The organism is Neomesorhizobium albiziae, from assembly GCF_900114255.1.
Taxonomy (GTDB): Bacteria; Pseudomonadota; Alphaproteobacteria; order Rhizobiales; family Rhizobiaceae; genus Neomesorhizobium; species Neomesorhizobium albiziae.
Genome location: NZ_FOSL01000005.1, coordinates 246,591 through 266,976, shown reverse-complemented (window position 1 = coordinate 266,976; position 20,386 = coordinate 246,591). Strand labels below are relative to the sequence as shown.

16 protein-coding genes are annotated in these 20,386 nt (G+C 60.7%); 13 read left to right on the top strand and 3 right to left on the bottom strand.

Features of this window, described 5'->3' with window-relative positions; translation table 11 throughout:
• The first annotated feature begins 56 nt into the window (after positions 1-56).
• The 4 genes from F3H98_RS11540 (at position 57) to F3H98_RS11525 (ending at position 4,832) form a co-directional block, all read left to right on the top strand.
• Positions 57-629: a hypothetical protein gene (locus F3H98_RS11540; protein WP_244621672.1), complete on the top strand. Its 573-nt coding sequence runs from the start codon at positions 57-59 to the stop codon at positions 627-629.
• Positions 630-646: 17 nt separating this feature from the next.
• Positions 647-3,361, top strand: a complete 2,715-nt coding sequence (locus F3H98_RS11535) for an ABC transporter ATP-binding protein (RefSeq protein WP_149760279.1) — start codon at positions 647-649, stop codon at positions 3,359-3,361.
• 39 nt (positions 3,362-3,400) lie between these two features.
• Positions 3,401-3,853, top strand: coding sequence for a cyclic nucleotide-binding domain-containing protein (locus F3H98_RS11530; protein WP_149760358.1), 453 nt, complete (start codon positions 3,401-3,403; stop codon positions 3,851-3,853).
• A 124-nt stretch (positions 3,854-3,977) separates the two neighbouring features.
• On the top strand, positions 3,978-4,832 hold the full coding sequence (locus tag F3H98_RS11525) for an MBL fold metallo-hydrolase (protein ID WP_149760357.1): 855 nt from the start codon (positions 3,978-3,980) through the stop codon (positions 4,830-4,832).
• On the opposite strand, the gene F3H98_RS11520 is transcribed toward F3H98_RS11525, so the two are convergent.
• A complete protein-coding gene (locus tag F3H98_RS11520) occupies positions 4,833-5,585 on the bottom strand; it encodes a polysaccharide deacetylase family protein (protein WP_149760278.1) in 753 nt (250 codons plus the stop codon).
• Positions 5,582-6,670: a glycosyltransferase family 4 protein gene (locus F3H98_RS11515; protein ID WP_149760277.1), complete on the bottom strand. Its 1,089-nt coding sequence runs from the start codon at positions 6,668-6,670 to the stop codon at positions 5,582-5,584. The genes F3H98_RS11520 and F3H98_RS11515 overlap by 4 nt, the downstream gene beginning before the upstream one ends.
• Before the next feature lie 93 nt (positions 6,671-6,763).
• Between F3H98_RS11515 and F3H98_RS11510 the strand changes: the two genes are divergently transcribed.
• The 8 genes from F3H98_RS11510 (at position 6,764) to F3H98_RS11475 (ending at position 17,331) form a co-directional block, all read left to right on the top strand.
• Positions 6,764-7,930 carry a DUF3095 domain-containing protein gene (locus tag F3H98_RS11510; protein ID WP_149760276.1) on the top strand — a complete coding sequence of 389 codons (1,167 nt, stop codon included), beginning with the start codon at positions 6,764-6,766 and terminating at the stop codon, positions 7,928-7,930.
• A 224-nt stretch (positions 7,931-8,154) separates the two neighbouring features.
• A complete protein-coding gene (locus F3H98_RS11505) occupies positions 8,155-8,943 on the top strand; it encodes an FkbM family methyltransferase (protein ID WP_149760275.1) in 789 nt (262 codons plus the stop codon).
• Entirely contained in the window at positions 8,940-10,283 is a 1,344-nt protein-coding gene (locus F3H98_RS11500; RefSeq protein ID WP_149760274.1) for an adenylate/guanylate cyclase domain-containing protein, read from the top strand. Before F3H98_RS11505 ends, F3H98_RS11500 begins: the two co-directional genes overlap by 4 nt.
• Positions 10,280-11,233, top strand: coding sequence for a polysaccharide lyase family 20 protein (locus F3H98_RS11495; protein ID WP_425294832.1), 954 nt, complete (start codon positions 10,280-10,282; stop codon positions 11,231-11,233). The genes F3H98_RS11500 and F3H98_RS11495 overlap by 4 nt, the downstream gene beginning before the upstream one ends.
• 137 nt (positions 11,234-11,370) lie before the next feature.
• On the top strand, positions 11,371-13,260 hold the full coding sequence (locus tag F3H98_RS11490; protein ID WP_149760273.1) for an ABC transporter ATP-binding protein: 1,890 nt from the start codon (positions 11,371-11,373) through the stop codon (positions 13,258-13,260).
• Entirely contained in the window at positions 13,257-15,158 is a 1,902-nt protein-coding gene (locus F3H98_RS11485; protein ID WP_149760272.1) for an ABC transporter substrate-binding protein, read from the top strand. Before F3H98_RS11490 ends, F3H98_RS11485 begins: the two co-directional genes overlap by 4 nt.
• 2 nt (positions 15,159-15,160) lie before the next feature.
• A complete protein-coding gene (locus F3H98_RS11480) occupies positions 15,161-16,159 on the top strand; it encodes an ABC transporter permease (protein WP_149760271.1) in 999 nt (332 codons plus the stop codon).
• On the top strand, positions 16,156-17,331 hold the full coding sequence (locus F3H98_RS11475; RefSeq protein WP_149760270.1) for an ABC transporter permease: 1,176 nt from the start codon (positions 16,156-16,158) through the stop codon (positions 17,329-17,331). The genes F3H98_RS11480 and F3H98_RS11475 overlap by 4 nt, the downstream gene beginning before the upstream one ends.
• Positions 17,332-17,645: 314 nt before the next feature.
• On the opposite strand, the gene F3H98_RS11470 is transcribed toward F3H98_RS11475, so the two are convergent.
• On the bottom strand, positions 17,646-19,016 hold the full coding sequence (locus tag F3H98_RS11470) for a UDP-glucose dehydrogenase family protein (RefSeq protein ID WP_149760269.1): 1,371 nt from the start codon (positions 19,014-19,016) through the stop codon (positions 17,646-17,648).
• Positions 19,017-19,359: 343 nt separating this feature from the next.
• Between F3H98_RS11470 and F3H98_RS11465 the strand changes: the two genes are divergently transcribed.
• Positions 19,360-20,352, top strand: a complete 993-nt coding sequence (locus F3H98_RS11465) for an NAD-dependent epimerase/dehydratase family protein (RefSeq protein ID WP_149760355.1) — start codon at positions 19,360-19,362, stop codon at positions 20,350-20,352.
• Positions 20,353-20,386: the final 34 nt, after the last annotated feature.

Genomic DNA, 20,386 nt, shown 5'->3' with positions numbered 1-20,386 from the left:
TGTTGTATGTTGAGATTCTTGGTAACACAACGCAATCTGATCCGATGGACCTGAAGATGCTTGAAACCGCCGCGTCGCCGGCGGGCACGGGGGAAGGACTGTCGCATCTGTCGGGGCCTGCGGCCGTGATACGCCAGGTCGTCGCCGCTCATTTCCTTCGCAACTGTCCGCATGTCCTGGAAATCGGCGGGTATTTGCAGCCGATCACCAATTACCTCACCCACACGCCCCTGTCGGTTCTGTCGGTCGACCCGAAGACCGTGCCCTACGAAGCCGAGGAGCTGAACGGCCGGCCTTGCCGCGTCCGGCACGTTGCGAGGAAGTTCCAGGAAATCACCTACGACTACGCCCCGCGCAGCTACGGGCTGGTTCTGCTCGGTTATTCGCTGAAGCCGTTCGGCCGCCGCGAGCCGCTGGGACAACTGCTTTTCTCGCTGATCGACAACGCCAGCACCGTGGTGATCGACTACGCCCCGGAACTCGAACGGGCATCCTCGCAAGTGCCGGAGATCGTCAGCCGGCCGACGGTGCGGGTCCATTGCAGTTTCGAGCTTTTTCTCGATGATGAAGCAATTGCCGCTTCACCTTATGCGAAAAGGCGTTTTTATGTTTTGCATCCCGCAGGTTGATTGGTTCGCCGCCGCTCATGGAAGCAAGTCTCGCCCGCTATATCTGGACCCACACCTGGAAACACCAGCTCTGGATTCTGATGATCGTCGGGCTGTCGATGATCCCCTATTTCATGTCCTTCGATCTGCCCAAGCTGATCGTCAACGGGCCGATACAGGGAGACGGCTTCGAGTCGCCCGGCGCCACCAAGACCTTCATGGAGCTTGGTTTCAACCTACCGTTCATCGGACACGTTCAGCTGTTTTCGGGATTCCAGCTTGAGCGGGAACAAACACTATTCGCGCTGAGCCTGGTCTTCCTGCTGCTGGTCGTCATCAACGGTCTCTTCAAATTCTACATCAACACCTACAAGGGCCGTCTCGGCGAACGCATGTTGCGGCGTATCCGCTTCGAGCTGGTCGACCGCGTTCTGCGCTTTCCGCCTTTTCAGTTCAGGCGCGTGAAATCCGCTGAAGTCGCAACCATGGTGAAGGACGAGGTGGAACCGCTGGGCGGCTTCATCGGCGATGCTTTCGTGCAGCCGGCTTTGCTCGGTGGTCAGGCCCTGACGGCTCTGGTGTTCATCATCATCCAGAATTTCTGGCTCGGTCTCATTGCGGCGGCGATCGTCGGGGTTCAGCTCGTCCTCATCCCGCGGATGCGCAGGCGGCTGATCCGTCTTGGCCGCGAAAGGCAGCTTACGGCGCGTGAACTGTCCGGCCGGGTGGGTGAAATCGTCGACGGCATTGGCACGATTCACGTCCACGACACGTCGAACTACGAGCGCGCCGACATCGCTTCGCGCCTCGGCCGCATCTTCAAAATCCGCTACGATCTCTACCAGTGGAAGTTCCTGGTAAAGTTCATCAACAACTTCCTCGCCCAGGTGACGCCGTTTCTGTTCTACCTCATCGGCGGCTATCTGGCCCTGCGCGGACGCCTTGATGTCGGGCAGCTGGTCGCGGTGATCGCAGCGTACAAAGACCTGCCTGGACCGATGAAAGAACTGATCGACTGGGATCAGGCGCGCCAGGACGTGCAGGTTAAATACGCTCAGGTCGTGGAGCAGTTCAGCATCGATCGGCTCGTCGACCCCAAGGTCCAGGCCATCAACCTGGAGCCGGTCGGCCCGTTGACCGGCCCACTGTCCGCGGTGAACCTGTCGATAGTCGACGACAGTGGCGCGACATTGCTCGAGCGCGTGTCCTTCCAGGTCAAGTGCGGCGAGACCGTGGCGATCGTTACAACCGCGAACGGCGGTGGCGAGGCACTCGCCGAAGCGTTTTCCAGACTGAACTGGCCGGAGAACGGAAAGATCACGATCGGCGACGCCGACTTGCTCGAAATGCCCGAGGCCGTGACCGGGCGGCGGATATCCTATGCCTCGTCCGATACATACCTTTCGCAGGGAAGCCTCCGCGACAACCTGCTCTACGGTCTGAAGCACGTGCCCCTAACGGCGGTATCCTACGAAGGCGAAAGGGCAAAGCAGCGCAACTGGGAAATCGACGAAGCGCGCAAGGCCGGCAATCCAGACTATGATCTGAACAGCGACTGGGTCGACTACGCCGCGGCAGGCGCCACCGGTCCGAACGACCTGTTCGGCGTCATTCGCCACATACTCGACGCCGTGGTGCTGTCGCGCGATATCCTGGATCTCGGCCTGCGCACATCCGCCGACCTGCAACGCCACCAGCAGCTCGTCGACCGCATCGTCGAGCTTCGCGAAGCATTGCGCAACCGGCTTGAGGAGAAGGGCCTCACCGGACTGGTGGTCTCCTTCGAACCCGGCGCCTACAACAGGGAAGCGACCATCGGCGAAAACCTGCTGTTTGGCGCGGCGACCGGTCCAGCACTTGCGGACAAGGCACTGGCAACGAACCCTTATTTCGCATCGGTGCTCAGGGACCAAGGGTTGGATCAGGTGCTCTACGGCATGGGACTTGAAATCGCCGAGCAAGCCATCGAGCTGTTCAGCGACCTGCCGCCCGACCATCCTTTCTTCCAGCAGCTCGCCTTCATGACCGCAGAAGAAATACCGGCCTATCAATCGCTCCTGCAAAAGCTGAAGGGCAAGCCCTACGACACGGTGTCGGAAGCGGACCGCGCGTCGATGACCACCTTGAGCTTCGCTTATATCGAGCCGCGGCATCGCTTCGGCCTGCTCAGCGACGACCTGATGGAAAAAATCGTCACTGCTCGCGAAAGCTTCTACGAGAACCTGCCGGAAGATTTGCAGGGCGCCATCGAACCTTACGATCCGATGCGCTACACCGCCGCGGCCACCGTCATGGACAATGTTCTGTTCGGCAGGATCGGCCACAACCATCCGGACGGCCCCGAACGCATCCGGGCGATCGTCAACGAGATCCTCGACGAGCTTGGTCTTTACGACGACGTGCTCGATGTCGGCCTCGGCTTCAACGTCGGCGTCGGCGGCAGGCGCCTCACTGGCGCGCAGCGCCAGAAACTGGACGTTGCGCGCGCCCTGCTGAAACGCGCGGACTTCCTCATCTTCAACCGGCCGCTATCGGCTCTCGACCAACGTTTGCAGGATCAGATCCTGCGCAATGTGCTGGAGGAAGCGAAACGTGGCGACCGCTCTCCGGCGATCATCTGGGTGCTGACCAATCCGGCGATGGCGAAACTTTTCGACCGCGTCGTCGTCTTCAATTCGGGCGAACTGGTCGAAGACGGAACACACGAGACACTTTTAGAAAGAAACGGTATCTTTAAGGGGTTACTGTCATAGTATTCCCTTAAATGGGGCTTGGGGCGAGGTTGTGCGATGATGCTTCTCAAGGACGAAGTGGGAATGCTCCGGCGGGTTCCGCTGTTCTCAGGCGTGGAGCCGGCCAAGCTCAAGCTGCTTGCCTTCACATCGGATCGCGTCAGCTACAGCCCCGGCCAGATCCTCTTCAACCAGGGCGACGAGGGCGACGCAGCCTATGTCATACTATCCGGAACCGCCGATATTCTGGTCGATTCCGAGACCGGCCAGATCAAGGTCGCCGAACTCGAACCCAATTCCATTGTCGGCGAGATCGCCATCCTGTGCGATGTTTCCCGCACCGCGACGGTGCGGGCGGCGGGTCAGCTCGAGGCTTTGCGCATCCGCAAAGATCATTTCCTGCGGCTGCTGAAGGAGTTTCCGGAAATGACCATCGAGATCGTCCGCGTGTTGGCCGACAGGCTGAGCCACACCACCGCCGAACTGGCTGATGCGCGCAACAGCAAGCACTGAGCTCAGTAGGGTTACCGCTGCGTCGATTCCTAGATGGTTGAAAAACGCGTCAAATACGTGTCTCGTCTAGTCGCGGCAGGATGGCTGCGATAGTGGCTGTTGGGGATCGCCGCAGATGGACATGATGGACGAAGATCTATTCCGGGTCCGCTTCTGGGGAGTACGTGGCAGCGTGCCGGTGTCCGGCCCGCAATTCATTCGCTACGGCGGCAACACCGCCTGCATCGAGCTGCGCTGCGGACCGCACACCTTGTTCTTCGATGCGGGCTCCGGCATACGCCCTGCCGGCGACGCGCTGAAGGCGGCGGGAATAAAAGATTTCGACGTGTTCTTCACCCACTGCCATTACGACCACATCCTCGGGCTGCCGTTCTTCCACCCATTCTACGATCCGAAAACACAGGTCCGACTCTGGTCGGGACATCTCGCCGGGCGGATGACGACGCGCGAGATGGCCAGCGAGTTCATGCGGCCGCCATGGTTTCCGGTGAAGCTGGAAATCTGCAAGGCCAACCTCGATACGGTTGATTTTGTCTCGGGCGACGTGCTTCGTCCGCGTGAGGGTGTCGTCATCAAAACCGCCAGCCTCAACCATCCCGGCGGCTGCATAGGTTATCGGATCGAATGGGGCGGACGGGCAGTGGCGGTGATCACCGACACCGAACATGTGCCCGGCACGCTCGACACAGCAATTCTCGGGCTGATCGAAAATGCTGATCTGGTCATATACGACTGCACCTACACCGAAGAAGAAATGAAGAAATACCGTGGTTACGGGCACTCGACCTGGCAGCAGGGCATCAAGCTTTGCGAGGCGGCAAACGCACGGCAGCTTGCGCTGTTTCACCACGACCCTGCCCGCACCGACGCTCAGATCGAGGCGATCGAGCAGCAGGCTATCCGGGCCTTCGCCGGCAGTTTTGCCGCCCGCGACGGCCAGACGCTGGATATCCAGCCTCATGCAGCGCGCAAGCGCTGATCAGCGCGTTCTCGCGATCAATTCGCGCACCCCGCGCCATCGGCAGGACGAATGACCTACGGTTATCTCGAAAAGGCGCGCTAGAAACAGCCACGCCGCCTCGTCGTGCACCAGGTGATGGGTGAGTATCCCCACTGCATCGCCACCATCGAGAGACCGGGAAAGCTGGGCAACGATGTCGCCGACCAGCGCTCCATGATCGCGGCAACCGCCCGTGCCATGCCAATCCATCAGATCGACATTGCTGTTGACCATCTGCAGGGCTGCCGGTTTTGAGGCCCCAAAAACCGAGAGTGCTTCAAAACCGATCGGCACGAGGCCAGCTATCAGAGCGGAGTCGATGCGGTTCCATGGCGCAACCAACAATGGCACCAAGCGCGGCCCATGCAAACGCCCCATATGAGCCAACCCTTGGCTCAACTCGTCGAGCACGATATCCCGGTCGCGATGCCGCCCGAGCTCCTGCTTTTTCTCACCGGCTGCGGCATGGTTCTCATGCGACCAGCCATGAACGGCGACAGTCACGTGCGGCGCGTCGGCGAGCCGCTCAACAAGGTCTGCGCCGGTGAACGCCGGAATTACCGCCAGCGTAGCCGGCACGCCGTATTTTTCGGTGAGGGCGAGCAGGCGGTCGAGCGCTGTGGTTGGCTCTACCGCGTCGTCGTCGCGCAGCCAGAAATCCGCCTTGCGTCCCGCCCGTTCCCAACGCGCGAGTTCATACAACAGCGGCTGCCAGATTTGGCTCTCGCTCATCGGACAACCGCCCCGGCCGGAAGCATCGTGCCGAGCCGAGCCGCCGCCGCATCGAGCGAGCGCTCCAGCATGACGAAGTTGCGAGCCGCCTGCCCCATCGCCCGCCTTTTACCAGCGTCGCTCAGCAGCCCAGCAATTGCGCCGGCAAAAGCATTCACATCACCGGGAGGCGTCAGAATTCCCGTTTTGCCACTCTGCACGACTTCGGGCACGCCGGCGGTATTCTGCGCCACGACAGGCAGACCGGCCGCCTGGGCCTCAAGATAGGCCAATCCGTAAGCTTCCCCACACCCCGGCCACACATAGATGCCCGCTTTGCTCAACAATTCCGGAACCTCGTCGGGCTCCTTCTTGCCGAGCCATTCGATACGACCGGCCGGCAACGCGGCGAATGCCGCTTCGACTTCCGCGCGGCAAGGCCCATCCCCGACTATTGCAAGCGTCCACGGAACCTCCGGAATTCGTTCAAGCGCACGCGCCAACATCCTGTAGCTGTCAAGCTTGTCGCCTGGGCGCATCATCGCCACCGCAACTAGCCCCGTCGATCCGGAATGCGGCGACGCCGCGAAGACCGACGTGTCGATGAAAGGTGGCAGCATGGCGAATGTCGCATCGGGCACGACCTCTGCCAGGCCGTCACGGTCCCTGTGCGTAAAGCAGATGTTGAGTGCGGCGATCTTCACGGCCTCTTCGACCGATGCCTGCGTCTCGACCCAGACACCGATATTGCGCCGCGTGGAATAAGATGCTTCGGCTGTCACGTATGGGATCTCAAAAGCGGACGCCAGTTTCGGCCCGATCAGATCGGGCGCCTTGTAATAAGGGTGATAGCAGAACCAGAGATCGGGCTTGCCCTTCGAAGCCCACAGCGTCGACAGCCTCGATATTTCACCGTCGGCTCCTTCCAGCACGGCTGCATAGTGCTCGGCCTGCGGTTTGGAGGCGAAACTACGCAGTTCGGACGCTACGGTCACCTCATGGCCGGCATGTTCAAGCGCCTTGATCAGCAGCCGTGCCATCAGGCGGTCGCCCGACGGAACCGGATGATTTGGCGATTTCATTGGCGCGTAAAAGGCAATTCGCATCGGCGCGAGCCTATCGTCTGAAATTCCGGGCGAGTCAATTTCGTGTCTGCTTCGAATGGTCACCGGAAAACGGAAATGTGCTAGTTGTAAGCAATGGATAAAATCGCCGACAGGGATACATTTTTTGATGCCGTGCCGATCTTCACGCAATTTGAGGGCGTGACGGACGCGGCGAATTACCGGCCTTTGCCGGACAACTGGCAATTGGCGACCGCTGATATCGTCGGTTCCACGAAGGCGATCGAAGCCGGCCGATACAAAACCGTGAACATGGCCGGCGCCAGCGTAATCTCAGCCCTCCTCAACACGCTGGATCGGCGCGACCTTCCGTTCGTATTCGGCGGCGACGGGGCACTTGTCGCCTTTCCCGACGGATTGCGTGAAAGGACGCGCGAGGCTCTGGCGGCGGTTCAGGCATGGGTTGCCGAAGAACTCGGGCTGACAATGCGTGCGGCGATCGTGCCGATGGCGGACATCCGCGCCAAAGGGCTCGATGTGCGCGTTGCCCGGTTCCAGGCCTCGGAAGAGGTCTCCTACGCAATGTTCGCCGGCGGCGGCTCAAGCTGGGCAGAAGCCGAAATGAAAGCCGGCCGCTACGGGATCGACCCCGCTCCCGCCGGAACAAGGCCGGATCTGACCGGGCTTTCCTGCCGCTGGAACCCTATCGAAGCACGGCACGGGGAAATCGTTTCGATCATCGCCGTATCGTCCGGCTCCAACAACATCGCTGCATTCAGGCAGGTGGTCGCAGACGTCGTCGCGCTCGCTGGTGAAGAAGAACGCGCCGGCCACCCGGTGCCGCGCGACGGACCCGACTACAGCTTCCCGCCACGCGGGCTCGACGCCGAAGTCCGCGCCATTGCGCCCAAAGGACACCGGATATGGCCGCGGCTCTTTATCCTGGGGCAAATGGCTCTCACGAAGATCACCGACAAATTCGGCTGGACGATCGGGCGCTTCGACCCCAAACAATACAAACGCGACGTCGCCGAAAACTCGGATTTCAGGAAGTTCGACGATGGGCTGAAAATGACCATCGATGTCGGGCCGGCAACCGTCGAAAAGATCGAGGCACGCCTGATGCAGGCCGAGCAGGCGGGAGTGTGCACCTTTGGCGTACACCGCCAGGATTCTGCGCTGATGACCTGCATCGTTGCCTCGCCCATGCAGCGTGACCACGTGCATTTCGTCGACGGCGCGGCTGGCGGCTATGCGATGGCGGCGGCGAAGATGAAGGCCAAGGCCAAGGCTGCAGCCTGAACCCAGCCGGGCGCAGCATCTTCTTGCAGGCGCCCCAACGACACCATATGTGCTCTGTGACGGTTGGCATTCGGGATTCGCCGTTGTGGCGTGCCACCCTTTTTGCGAGAAAAAGCAGGCGCTTGGCGCCTTGCTTCGGGCGTTCAATCGAATTTCGGAATTCCAGTAGCGAGTTCATGGTCGTTCCAAACTTCACAGGTCATTAATTGCCCAAAGCCCAACCCATGAAGACCGTCGATGTCAGCTATGCCGGCCACACCGTCAGGCTGGCGAACCTGCCTGAGTACCAGAAATTCTATCGCAAGCTCTCCAGCGGAGCCTGGGAAGCGCGAACCTTCGAAACTCTTTCACGCAATCTTGATCGCAACACCGTGTGCATCGATATCGGCGCCTGGATAGGCGTCACGCCGATGTGGTCGGCGCAACTTGCGAAATCCGTGATTGCGGTGGAGCCGGATCCGAAATGCGTGGGCATCCTGAAAGCGATCTCCGGTACCGCGCCCAACGTTACGATACTTGACGGGGCGCTCGCCTGCGACTGTAGCGTCGCCATAAACGCGGTGGAGGGTTTCGGCAGTTCCGAAACCAGCGTGCTCGACATCGGCGACGGCGAATGCGCCACGGTGCGCGGTATCAGCATCGACGAAATCATGCGCCAGACCGAAGGTTCGGAGGTCTTCGTCAAGATCGATATCGAGGGCTATGAATTCGCCATTGCCGACGAGATTGCCAAACTGCGCCGCTATCGGGTTCGTGGGCTGCAAATCGCGGTCCACCCGCAGCTCTATGAAAAGACCCTCAAAGGTAATCGCCTGCGCCGACGCCTCAAGACGGCATGGGCCACCTGGAAGTTCGGGCGGCTGTTCGCCGGCTTCCTTCCCGGCCCCAGTTTCGCTAAGTTCGGCAGCCTCGCCGGCTATGTGATCAAGGGGGTTTTGTTTCGTCGTACACCAAAAGGAGCAGACCTCGTTTTCGAACGCCCTCCCGCTCGAAGCGACCCTGAAAGATCATGAAAGCAGTGCAAACCGAAGTCTCCACTATTCTCATGGACAAGGTTAGCGACTGGCTGACCAAATCCTCGCTCGCCGGTGACAATCTCGAACAGATGGTCCACGGCTTCTGTGAACGGCTCGCCGCGGCAGGCCTGCCGCTTATCCGCGTGCATCTCAGCTTCTCCATGCTGCACCCGCTCTATGATGCGCTCAGCTTCACCTGGGAGCGGGGGCGCGGCATGCAGGTCGAGGGGTTCCGCAAGAAAACCGGCTACTCTTCGGATCGATTCCTGAACAGCCCTTATTACTACCTGCTTTCGAACGATCTCGAGTTTCTGCGCCGCCGCATCGACCCCGGCCTGCCGTCGGAGTTTCCCATCTTCGACGACCTGAAGCCGCTTGGCGCCACCGATTACATAGCATTCGTCCAGTCCTTCGGCGCCAACTCCAGCCAAGGGATGATCGGATCGTGGACGACCGATAGTCCAATAGGGTTCTCCGACGACATGATCGCCGCCCTGCTGCACATCCAGCGCAATCTGGCTGTCGCAACCAAAATGGCCGTTCTCAACAAGCTGGCCGACAACATGCTGACCACCTATCTCGGTGGCGATGCGGGTAAGCGCGTGCTCAATGGCCAGATCAAGCGCGGCGAAGGCGACACGATCCGTGCTGCACTCGTCATGGCCGACATGCGCGGTTCGACAAAACTGGCCGAAACATCCGGCCGCGAGGTTTATATCGACACGTTGAACCAGTTCTTCGATGCGATCGCCGCGCCATTCAATCGTTCCGGTGGCCAGATCCTGAGCTTCCTCGGCGACGGCTTTCTCGCCGTCTATCCGTGCGAGCGACATCACGGGCCGTCTGAAGTGGCCTGCCAAGCTGCCTTGAACGCCGCCTTCAAGGCCGCCGCCAGAATGTCCGAACTCAACAAGCATCGCCGCAAGCAACGCCTGCCCGAGATCGGCTACGGCATCGGGCTTCATGTCGGCAACGTGATGTTCGGCAATGTCGGGCTGACCGACCGGCTGACGTTTTCGGCCTTCGGCTCCGCCGTCAACGAAGTGCAGAGGCTGCAGCTCCTAACCAAGAAATATCCGCAGCGGCTGATCGCCAGCAAGGATTTTGCATCCTACTGCAACGGCAACTGGGCAACGCTCGGCGAGGAAAAGCTGGCCGGCGTCCGACACAAGTTGACCGTTCTTTCCCCCGATATGTCGGATGTCGGCACCTACGAGGAAGACGGCGGGCTGGAACCCAGCTACGATCGGATGTCCGATGCGGAACAGGTCATCCTGCTGCATCGCGACACCCGGAGAATCCAGTTGCCCCCTGAAGATCAGAAGAAAATCCAATGACGAACGGGGGCATCCGGATGGCGAGCCTGGCTGCTGCGTTCTGTCTGGCCGTTCCCGCTGAAGCAGGGGGCGGTTCGCAGGTTCTGGTGGATGGCTTCGATGGCCCAGGTTTTTCAGAAAGCGGCGGGCTCTACTACAAGGAAAATTTCGAGCAAAGCGCCGGCATCGTCGAGTTCCAGAAGGAAGTCGTGCGCAACGGCGGCGGCGCGCTCAAACTCAGCGTCAAGCCGCTTTGTCCGGCAAGCAAGACGTCGTGCAGCGAGCGCGCGGAAATCTGGGAAAAGACCGATCTGCGCGTGCCCTATGATGAAGGCGTCTGGTACGGCTTCGCAGTCAAGTTCGGCGACCCGATTCCCGATGACGACCATCGCTATCTGATTGCCCAGTGGAAGCGGGAGATCGACGCTGGCGCCGATGGAGATTTCAGCCCGTTTCTCGCCTTGCGGCTAAGGCAGGGAAAACTGTTCGCAACTGTCGAAACCAACTACGTATCGCCGACCGTCCAGGCCGCCAGCGCTGGCGGTTGCGCCAGCGGAACGCCCGTGTGGTTCAGGCCGGAAACCAACCAGATGCGGGCACTGGTGGCCACTGATGCGGCCTGGCTGCCGGAGGATGGCGACCTCTACGGCGCCTGTACGGATGCAATCAGCGTGACCGACCACGGCAACAAGCTGCCGGCTCCAAATTCAGGCTGGATCGACTTCGTGGTGTTCACCAAGCCAGGTCCGGACGGATCGGGTCATGTCGAGCTCTTTGCCAACGGCAAGCCGATCGTGACGGTAAAGGGCCGCATCGGTCATGCCGATCCTGGTCTCGGGAAGAACCAGTATTTCAAGTTCGGTCCCTATCGGGCGGCGCACACGACAGACTGGACGATGTATTACGACGACTTCCGGCGCTCACCCAATTGCGCCGATGTTCTGCACGATGGTCCTTGCCCCGCCGACTAGGTATCGAACCGCCTTCCCGAACTCATCCTTCCTACCAATGAAGACAGTCTAGGCAGGCTAGCGACTGTACGATAGTCTGCTACCGACTAGGCAAGGTTCTGTATCTTGCAAGCCTGGTCGGGGGGAAATGGACAGGAATGGATTCTAGCGCTGATCTGTTGAGGATCGAAGATCTTGGCATATCCTTCGCCATTGTCGGCGGGCCGATTCATGCGGTCAAGCGCGCCAATCTTCGGGTTTTGCCAGGCAAGGTAACCGCACTTGTTGGTGAATCCGGTTCGGGCAAATCGGTCATCAGCCAAGCCGTCATGGGAATACTTCCCAAAACTGCCAATGTGCGCGGCCGCATCCTGTTTTCCGATCCCGAAACCCCGGGAAAAACTGCCGATATCCTGGAAATGCCCCGCGACGGCCAGGAGATAAGGTCACTGCGAGGGCGCCGCATCGGCAAGATCTTCCAGGAACCGATGACGTCGCTGTCGCCGCTCCACACGATCGGCAACCAGATCAGCGAGGTCCTGCTGATCCACACCGACATGTCCGCTACCGAACGGCGGGAACGCACGGAAGAAATGCTGGGGCTTGTCGGCTTCCCCAATCCCAGGCAGGCTTACGACAAATATTCCTTCGAACTTTCGGGCGGGCTGCGCCAGCGCGCCATGATCGCCATGGCGTTGATCTGCCGCCCCGCCCTGCTGATCGCCGACGAGCCGACGACTGCACTCGACGTGACGATCCAGGCCCAGATCCTGCAATTGCTGCGCGACCTGCAGACCAAGCTGAACATGGCCATGCTTCTGATCACTCACGATCTGGGCGTGGTGGCCAATGTCGCCGACGAAGTGGTTGTGATCTATCACGGCGAGATCATGGAAGCCGGCCCGGTGGAGGCGATCTTTCGCAAGCCCAGCCATCCCTATCTGAAAGGTTTGATGGCGGCCGTTCCACATTTTGACATGAAACCCGGGGAGCGCTTGAAGGCGCTTCGCGAAGTGCCTGTGAATGTTGAGAATCTTCTCGACACGCGTCGCGCGCCGCAAGCCGGACGAACGGATGTCCTGCTGTCCGTGAAGGATCTCACCAAGACATTCACTACCCGCAGCTCAAGCTGGTTTGGCGGCCAGAAGCATCAGGTTCGCGCCGTCGACGGGGTCAGCTTCGACATAAAGCGCGGTGAGTGCCTGGGACTGGTCGGCGAATCCGGTTGCGGCAAGACCACCGTGAGCAAGATCCTGATGCGGGCGCTGACGCCGGAAGCCGGGTCGGTTATCTATAACGGGGCCGATGGCCCCATGGACGTGCTGGCGGCGGAGGGATCCGAACTGCGAGCGCTGCGCACCAAGATCCAGATGGTATTCCAGGACCCCGTCTCGTCGCTGTCGCCGCGCATGACGATCCAGAATATCCTGAGCGAGCCGCTGGAAATCCACGATCGCGGAGACGCTACCTACCGGCTCGAAAAAGTGAAGTCGCTGATGCAGGCGATCGGCCTCGACAAGCGCTACCTGAACCGCTACCCGCATAGCTTTTCCGGCGGCCAGCGGCAGCGCATCGGCATCGCGCGCGCCCTCGCACTCGGCCCCGATCTCATCATCTGCGACGAGCCAGTCTCGGCGCTCGACGTTTCCGTTCAGGCCCAGATATTGAACCTTCTCAAGGACTTGCAGAAGAAACTGGGACTGACTTATCTATTCATCTCGCACAATCTCGCAGTGGTGGACTACATGGCGGACCGTATCGCAGTCATGTGCGGCGGACGCATCGTCGAGCTTGCGCCACGCGAAATCCTGCTGCGCAAGCCGGTCCACCCCTACACGCGTTCACTGCTTGCAGCCGTGCCCTTTCCCGACCTCGACCGACCTCTCGACTTCAAGACGCTGCAAGCCAGTGGAGCATCCGATACGCGGGCATGGGGCCCGCAATTTCGCGACGATGGCGTCGAAAATGCCATGGAACCAGCCGATCTCGGTGGCGGACATTTCGTCCTTGCGCGACGAACCGCCGATGCCAGGGAGTTACGGTCATGATGAACAGGCGAACTGCATTAGGCGTTATTGCATCTGCATTGGTTCCGGTGACGGCACGCGCCGCCGGCATGGAGCCGACCTTTCTGCAGCCAAGGCTGGACGACAAGAGCCTGCCTCCCATGGCCGAGCGACTTCCCAAAGTGCCGCGGCTGGTGAATGTCGGCGCCATGGGACGGGAGCCCGGAACGTATGGCGGCGAGGTGCGCACCTTGATCGGCAGCCAGAAAGACATCAGGCTGATGACGATCAACGGCTATGCCCGGCTCGTTGGCTTTGACGAAAAACTGGGACTGCACGCCGACATTCTGGAAAGCTTTGAAGCCGTCGGCGATCGCGTCTTCACCTTCAAGATTCGCGAAGGCCACAAGTGGTCCGACGGCAGCTTGCTCACGTCCGAGGATTTCCGCTACTGCTTCGAAGACGTCCTGATGAACGAAGACCTGTCGTCAGGCGGACTACCAACCTCCATGATGGTCGACGGAAACGCTCCCCTTTTCGAGATCCTCGACACGCTGACCGTCCGCTTCTCGTGGGAAGGCGCCAACCCCGACTTCCTGCCCAGTCTCGCAGCAGCCCAGCCGTTGGGCCTCGTGCTGCCTGCCGCCTACCTCAAGCAGTTTCACAAAAAGTATCAGGATCCCGATGAACTCGAGAAACTGATGAAGAAGAACAAGGCCAAGAAATGGACCGCGCTGCACATTCGCATGTCGCGCCAGTACCGGCCTGAAAATCCAGAACTGCCGACGCTCGACCCCTGGCAAAACATGACCAAGCCACCTGCGGACCAGTTCGTCTTCGAGCGCAATCCGTTCTTCCACCGCGTCGACGAAAACGGCCTGCAATTGCCGTATATCGACAAGTTCATCCTGAACGTCAGCTCGTCGTCGATCATCCCCGCCAAGAGCGGGGCCGGCGACAGCGACCTGCAGAGCGTCGGACTGGATTTTGCCGACTACACGTTCCTGAAGGACGCCGAAAAGCGCTATCCACTGAAAGTGCAGCTCTGGAAACGCACGCAAGGTTCGCGACTGGCGCTGCTGCCGAACCTCAACGCGGGCGACCCGACCTGGAGAAAGCTGCTGCAGGACGTGCGCATGCGCAGGGCGCTTTCCCTCGCAATCAACCGGGAAGAGATCAACAAGGCGGTGTTCTACGGCCTCGGCCGGGAAAGCGCCGATACCATTTTGCCGGAAAGCCCCCTCTTCCAGCAGAGTTTTGCCGACGCCTGGGCCGCCTACGATCCGGCCAAGGCCGCAGCCCTGCTTGACGAGGTCGGCCTGGAGCAGCGCGGCGACGACGGAATCCGTATCCTTCCGGATGGCCGCGCAGCACAGATCGTGGTCGAGACCGCCGGCGAAAGCATCATCGAGACCGATGCGCTCGAGTTGATCACCGACCATTGGCGCGAAGTGGGTATTGCGCTGTTCATCCGCACCTCGCAGCGCGACGTCTTCCGCAGTCGCGCAATGGGCGGCGAGATCATGATGTCGATGTGGTCCGGCATCGACAACGGCGTACCAACAGCCGACATGAACCCCAAGCAGCTTGCGCCGACCGCCGACGATCAGTTGCAGTGGCCGGTCTGGGGCGCGCATTACATTTCGCATGGACAGGTGGGAGAGCCACCGGACCTGCCTGCGGCGGCGGAACTGGTCGAGCTCGTCAGGCAATGGCGTCGTTCGGCAGAAATGCCCGAGCGCGCCAAGGTGTGGACATCGATGCTGACGCTCTACACCGACCAGGTGTTTTCGATCGGCCTCGTCAACTCCACCCTGCAGCCGGTGCTGTGCACCTCTCGACTGCGCAATCTTCCGAAGGAAGGGCTCTACGGTTTCGATCCGACCTCCTACCTCGGGGTCTACATGCCGGATACATTCTGGCTGGCGGGAGAGGCCTGAGCGTGCTGCGATACATACTCTGGCGCATCGCCGTCATGGTTCCGACACTGCTGATCATTTCGGCGCTGGTCTTCACTATCATCGAACTGCCTCCTGGCGACTATTTCGACAGCTACGCCGCGGAAATGCGCGCGCAGGGCGAAGGCGTCGACATGGACAAGCTGGAAGCGCTGCGCGCCGAATACAATTTCGACAAACCGCCGATCATTCGCTACTTCTACTGGCTCGCCGGCATGCTGCGGGGCGATTTCGGCTATTCGTTCGAATACGAGCTGCCGGTCAGCGACGTCATCGGCGACAGGATGTGGCTGACTGTCCTGGTGTCCTTCGTGACCATCGTCTTCACTTGGCTCCTCGCCTTTCCGATCGGCATGTATTCGGCAACGCATCAGTACAGCTGGGGCGATTACGGCCTGACATTCCTCGGTCTGCTCGGCATCGCCATCCCGAACTTCATGCTGGCGCTCATCCTGATGTATTTCGCCAACATCTGGTTCGGGACCTCCATTGGCCACCTGATGGACCAGAAATACCTTGGCGAGCCTATGAGCTGGGACAAGGCAAAGTCGATCCTTGAGCATCTGTGGATTCCGGTCATCATCGTCGGCACCGCAGGCACGGCAGGCATGATCCGGCGCCTGCGCGCCAACCTGCTGGACGAGTTGCAGAAGCAGTACGTCATGACGGCCCGCGCCAAGGGGCTTCATCCCTTCCGCACCCTGGTCAAATATCCGCTGCGCATGGCGCTCAATTTCTTCATGTCCGACATTGGATCGATCCTGCCGGCGATCATTTCCGGTGCCGAGATCACGGCCATCGTGCTCTCGCTCGAAACGACCGGTCCGATGCTGATCAAGGCGCTGCAAAGCCAGGATATGTATCTCGCCGGATCATTCCTGATGTTCCTGGCCTTTTTGACCGTCATTGGCGTCCTGATCTCCGATCTGGCGCTGGCGGCACTCGATCCACGCATCCGGTTGCAAGGCGGAAGCACCAAATGAACTCACCGCTTCCCGCACCGGGCGCAGGCCTCGGCCACTACATTTCCACCGCACCGTTCGATCCGCTTTCCGTCGAAGCGATGACGGAGGAGCAATCGCAGGTCTACCAAGCCTCGCAACTGAAGCTGATGTGGTGGAAGTTCAAGCGGCACAGGGTTGCGGTGGCTTCCGGCATATTCCTTGCCGCGCTCTACCTGATGATCCTCGTCTGCGAGATCCTTGCGCCGTACAACTTGCATACGCGCAACATGGATTTCATCTACTCGCCGCCGCAGCGTGTCCACTTCTTCAGCGACGGCCAGTTCATCGGACCTTTCGTCTATGGCCGGCAGATGACGCTGGATATGGATACGCTCAAGCGGAACTACAGCGACGACAGGAGCCAGGTGCAGCCGATCCGCTTCTTCTGCCGCGGCGACAGCTACAAATTCTGGGGGCTGGTCGAAAGCAACATTCACCTGGCGTGCCCGGCCGAAAACGGCCAGCTGTTCCTGCTCGGCACCGACCGGCTGGGGCGTGACGTGCTGTCGCGCATCATCTACGGCGCCCGCATTTCGCTTACCATCGGGCTTGTCGGCATTGCCTTCAGCTTCGTGCTGGGCATCATCATCGGAGGGCTCGCCGGCTACCACGGCGGCGTGTTCGATCTGATCGTGCAGCGTGTCATCGAAGTGCTGCAGTCCATACCGAGCATTCCCCTGTGGATGGCTCTGGCGGCGATCATGCCGGTGACCTGGAGTCCGATCCTCATCTATTTCGGCATAACGCTCATTCTTGGATTGCTCGACTGGACCGGATTGGCGCGAGCGGTGCGCTCGAAACTCCTCGCCCTGCGCGAGGAAGACTATGTGCTCGCCGCGCAATTGATGGGCGCCAAAAGCAGCCGCATCATCGGCCGGCACCTGATCCCCGGCTTCATGTCGCATCTGATCGCCACCGCGACGATCGCGATCCCCGGCATGATCCTGGGAGAGACCGCGCTGAGCTTCCTTGGATTGGGTCTCAGGCCGCCCATCACCAGCTGGGGCATTCTCCTGACCGAGGCCCGCGGGGTCAGCGTGATCGCTTTCTACCCGTGGCTGCTTTTCCCGATGATCCCCGTCATTCTGGTCATCCTCGCGTTCAACTTCCTTGGCGATGGCCTGCGCGACGCGGCCGACCCATATCGCTGACGGGACGGAAAAAGGGGCGGCGGCGTGCGCGCTCCGTGGCGCTCCCATCCGGCCCTTGTTTTGGAAGGCCCCCCTCTCCGGTTTGCTGCGCAAACCACCTCTCCCCCGCTTCGCAGGGGCGAGGAACCCAAGCTGGAAGGGCGTCGGCATCGCGGCAGCGGTTCCTCGCCCCTGCGAAGCGGGGGAGAGGTGTCGAGGCGAAGCCGAGACGGAGAGGGGGCGCAAAGCAAACCGGAGTGGGGGTCGACCAATCACATGCGATTGCCTCGCCCTTGTGGGAGATAACGCCAGCGTGGCACCGGCCGGCGTAGCTGTTAAGCGACCTCGCGACGGGCCGGAGCGGAAGCCGCGCGATTGACCGAATCGCCGCGGCCGATGGCGTAATAAAGCAATCCATGCTGACGCACCTGCTCCGGGTCATAGAGATTGCGCCCATCGACAATCACCGGGTTGATAAGATTGGCCTTCAGCCAGGCGAAATCCGCCACCCGGAATTGTTTCCACTCTGTGCAGATTGCCAGGGCATCCGCGCCAGCAGCAGCTTGTTGCGGGCTTGATGCAAGCACCAGGTCCGCCCGCCCGCCATAGAGACGGCGCGCCTCGGGCATCGCTTCGGGATCGAATGCCCGTACACTGGCGCCGGCGCCCCAGAGCGCTTCCATCAGCCTGCGGCTCGGCGCTTCGCGCATGTCGTCGGTGTTCGGCTTGAATGCCAGGCCCCAGAGCGCGATGGTGCGGCCTTCAAGATTGCCGTCGAAAGCTTGCGACAGCTTCTGAAACATCACATCCTTCTGCGCGTCGTTGACCCGCTCGACCGCCTGCATGAGATCGGCCCCAAAACCGGCCTCCCTGGCGATGCTTGCAAGCGCGCGCACGTCCTTGGGGAAGCACGAGCCGCCGTAGCCGCAGCCGGGATAGATGAATTGATATCCGATGCGCGGGTCCGAGCCGATGCCCTTGCGCACCTCCTCGATGTCAGCGCCAAGCCGCTCGGCGATATTGGCCATCTCGTTCATGAAGCTGATCTTGGTCGCCAGCATCGCATTGGCGGCATATTTGGTGAGTTCGGCCGAGCGAACGTCCATATACATCAGCTTGTCGTGGTTGCGGTTGTATGGCGCGTAACAGTCGTGAAGCTTCTTGCGAACGATTTCCGACCCCGTGCCGACGATGATGCGGGCCGGCTTGGTGAAGTCCTCCACCGCGCTGCCTTCCTTGAGGAACTCCGGATTGGAGCAGACATCGAAAACGTGCGCTACACCGCGCGCCGCCATCGTCTCAGTGATCGTCGCGCCAACCCGGTCGGCAGTGCCGACAGGAACGGTCGACTTGCCGACCACGATCTTGTAGCCGTCGATGTGCTCGCCGATCGTCCTGGCAACATCGAGCACATGGCGCAGATCCGCCGACCCGTCGCCGTTCGGCGGCGTGCCGACCGCAATGAAGATCAGCTCGGCAAACTGCACGCCAGCGCGAGCGTCGGTGGAGAAGACAAGCCGGCCAGCCTCGGCATTGCGGACAACGAGTTCCTTGAGGCCCGGTTCGAAAATCGGCACTTCGCCGCGCTGCAACGTACCTATCCTCGTTGCATCGATGTCGACGCAGAAAACCTCGTGTCCCACGTCGGCAAAGCAGGCCGCGGTGACCAGACCCACATAGCCGGTCCCGAAAATCGTCAATTTCATCGAAAAGTTCCTTGAGTGCTCAGGCTACCGGCGCCCCGAATGTCGTGCGATCCTTCGCGGCGGCCTGGCCAGTCATTGCAAAGTTTGCCGTTCAACCCTATCCGTCGCCCTAGTGGAGCGAATTTGACATTCGCATCCAGTTTCACATCGCGCGCACGGTGCGAATGTCAAATTCAAAGCTCCACTAGAATTATGTATCTGCTAGTGGTCCTTTGATTCCAACATTCGCCTGAGTGCCCTGTATCAGCGGGATGCGAATGTTGGAATCGGACCACTAGATAAACGCGGCGCGGTTGATTTGCCACACCGCGTCGCAAACAAGGCGCGACCGCGCGGGGACATGATGAACGTTCTTCTGACCGGGGCCGCCGGCTTCATCGGCTGCCATACAGCTCTCCGGTTCCTCGAGCGCGGCGACCAGGTCCTGGGTATCGACAATCTGAACGACTACTATCCAACAAGCCTGAAGCACGACCGCCTGGCATTGCTGCACGCCCATAAGGGCTTCCGTTTCCAGCATATCGATGTGGCTCGCCGCGACCTGGCTGAGAAAATCGGCGGGGAAGCGACCGATGCCGATGTGATCGTGCATCTGGCCGCACAGGCAGGCGTTCGGTATTCCGTGGAAAATCCCTTCGCCTATGTCGATTCCAACGTAACCGGACAGGTAGCGATGTTCGAGATGGCGGCAAGGCTGCCCAAGCGTCCGCCGGTCGTGTACGCCAGTTCGTCATCGGTCTATGGCGCCGCCGAAACCGTGCCCTTTGTCGAAACCGCCCGCGCCGACGCCCCGGTTTCGGTCTATGCGGCCACCAAACGTGCCGGCGAACTTCTCGCCCACGCCTATGGCGACCTGTATGGGATCCGCTCGAGCGGGCTGCGGTTCTTCACCGTTTATGGCCGATACGGCCGTCCCGACATGGCGCCCTGGCTGTTCACGGAGGCTATCCTCAAGGGCAACCCGATTTCCGTATTCAACAATGGCGAGATGCAGCGCGACTTCACGCATATCAGCGACATCGTGGACGGCGTGGTGGCGGCCGCGGACCGCATCGTCGCCGATCCGACCGGAACCGCGCCGATCTACAACCTCGGCAACAATTCGCCGGTCATGCTGCTCGACTTCATCGCGGCGATCGAGAAAGCCGCCGGGCGCACCGCCATCATGAACATGAAGCCGAAACCGGCCGGCGATGTCTTGCGCACCTTTGCGGACATCTCGCTCGCCGAACGGGATCTCGGATTCAGACCCAAAACCCGGCTGGAAGACGGAATGGCCGATTTTGTCGACTGGTTCAGAACCTATCCCAGCCTGAACGTCGGCAAACACTCGTGACGCCGTTCCACATTCGTGCGCATCTCCACATAAG

Bases quoted from the DNA above. Each gene is read 5' to 3' on its own strand.
- F3H98_RS11540 (WP_244621672.1), top strand. From the start codon at position 57: ATGCTTGAAACCGCCGCGTCGCCGGCGGGCACGGGGGAAGGACTGTCG.
- F3H98_RS11535 (WP_149760279.1), top strand. From the start codon at position 647: ATGGAAGCAAGTCTCGCCCGCTATATCTGGACCCACACCTGGAAACAC.
- F3H98_RS11530 (WP_149760358.1), top strand. From the start codon at position 3,401: ATGCTTCTCAAGGACGAAGTGGGAATGCTCCGGCGGGTTCCGCTGTTC.
- F3H98_RS11525 (WP_149760357.1), top strand. From the start codon at position 3,978: ATGGACGAAGATCTATTCCGGGTCCGCTTCTGGGGAGTACGTGGCAGC.
- F3H98_RS11520 (WP_149760278.1), bottom strand. From the start codon at position 5,585: ATGAGCGAGAGCCAAATCTGGCAGCCGCTGTTGTATGAACTCGCGCGT.
- F3H98_RS11515 (WP_149760277.1), bottom strand. From the start codon at position 6,670: ATGCGAATTGCCTTTTACGCGCCAATGAAATCGCCAAATCATCCGGTT.
- F3H98_RS11510 (WP_149760276.1), top strand. From the start codon at position 6,764: ATGGATAAAATCGCCGACAGGGATACATTTTTTGATGCCGTGCCGATC.
- F3H98_RS11505 (WP_149760275.1), top strand. From the start codon at position 8,155: ATGAAGACCGTCGATGTCAGCTATGCCGGCCACACCGTCAGGCTGGCG.
- F3H98_RS11500 (WP_149760274.1), top strand. From the start codon at position 8,940: ATGAAAGCAGTGCAAACCGAAGTCTCCACTATTCTCATGGACAAGGTT.
- F3H98_RS11495 (WP_425294832.1), top strand. From the start codon at position 10,280: ATGACGAACGGGGGCATCCGGATGGCGAGCCTGGCTGCTGCGTTCTGT.
- F3H98_RS11490 (WP_149760273.1), top strand. From the start codon at position 11,371: ATGGATTCTAGCGCTGATCTGTTGAGGATCGAAGATCTTGGCATATCC.
- F3H98_RS11485 (WP_149760272.1), top strand. From the start codon at position 13,257: ATGATGAACAGGCGAACTGCATTAGGCGTTATTGCATCTGCATTGGTT.
- F3H98_RS11475 (WP_149760270.1), top strand. From the start codon at position 16,156: ATGAACTCACCGCTTCCCGCACCGGGCGCAGGCCTCGGCCACTACATT.
- F3H98_RS11470 (WP_149760269.1), bottom strand. From the start codon at position 19,016: ATGAAATTGACGATTTTCGGGACCGGCTATGTGGGTCTGGTCACCGCG.
- F3H98_RS11465 (WP_149760355.1), top strand. From the start codon at position 19,360: ATGAACGTTCTTCTGACCGGGGCCGCCGGCTTCATCGGCTGCCATACA.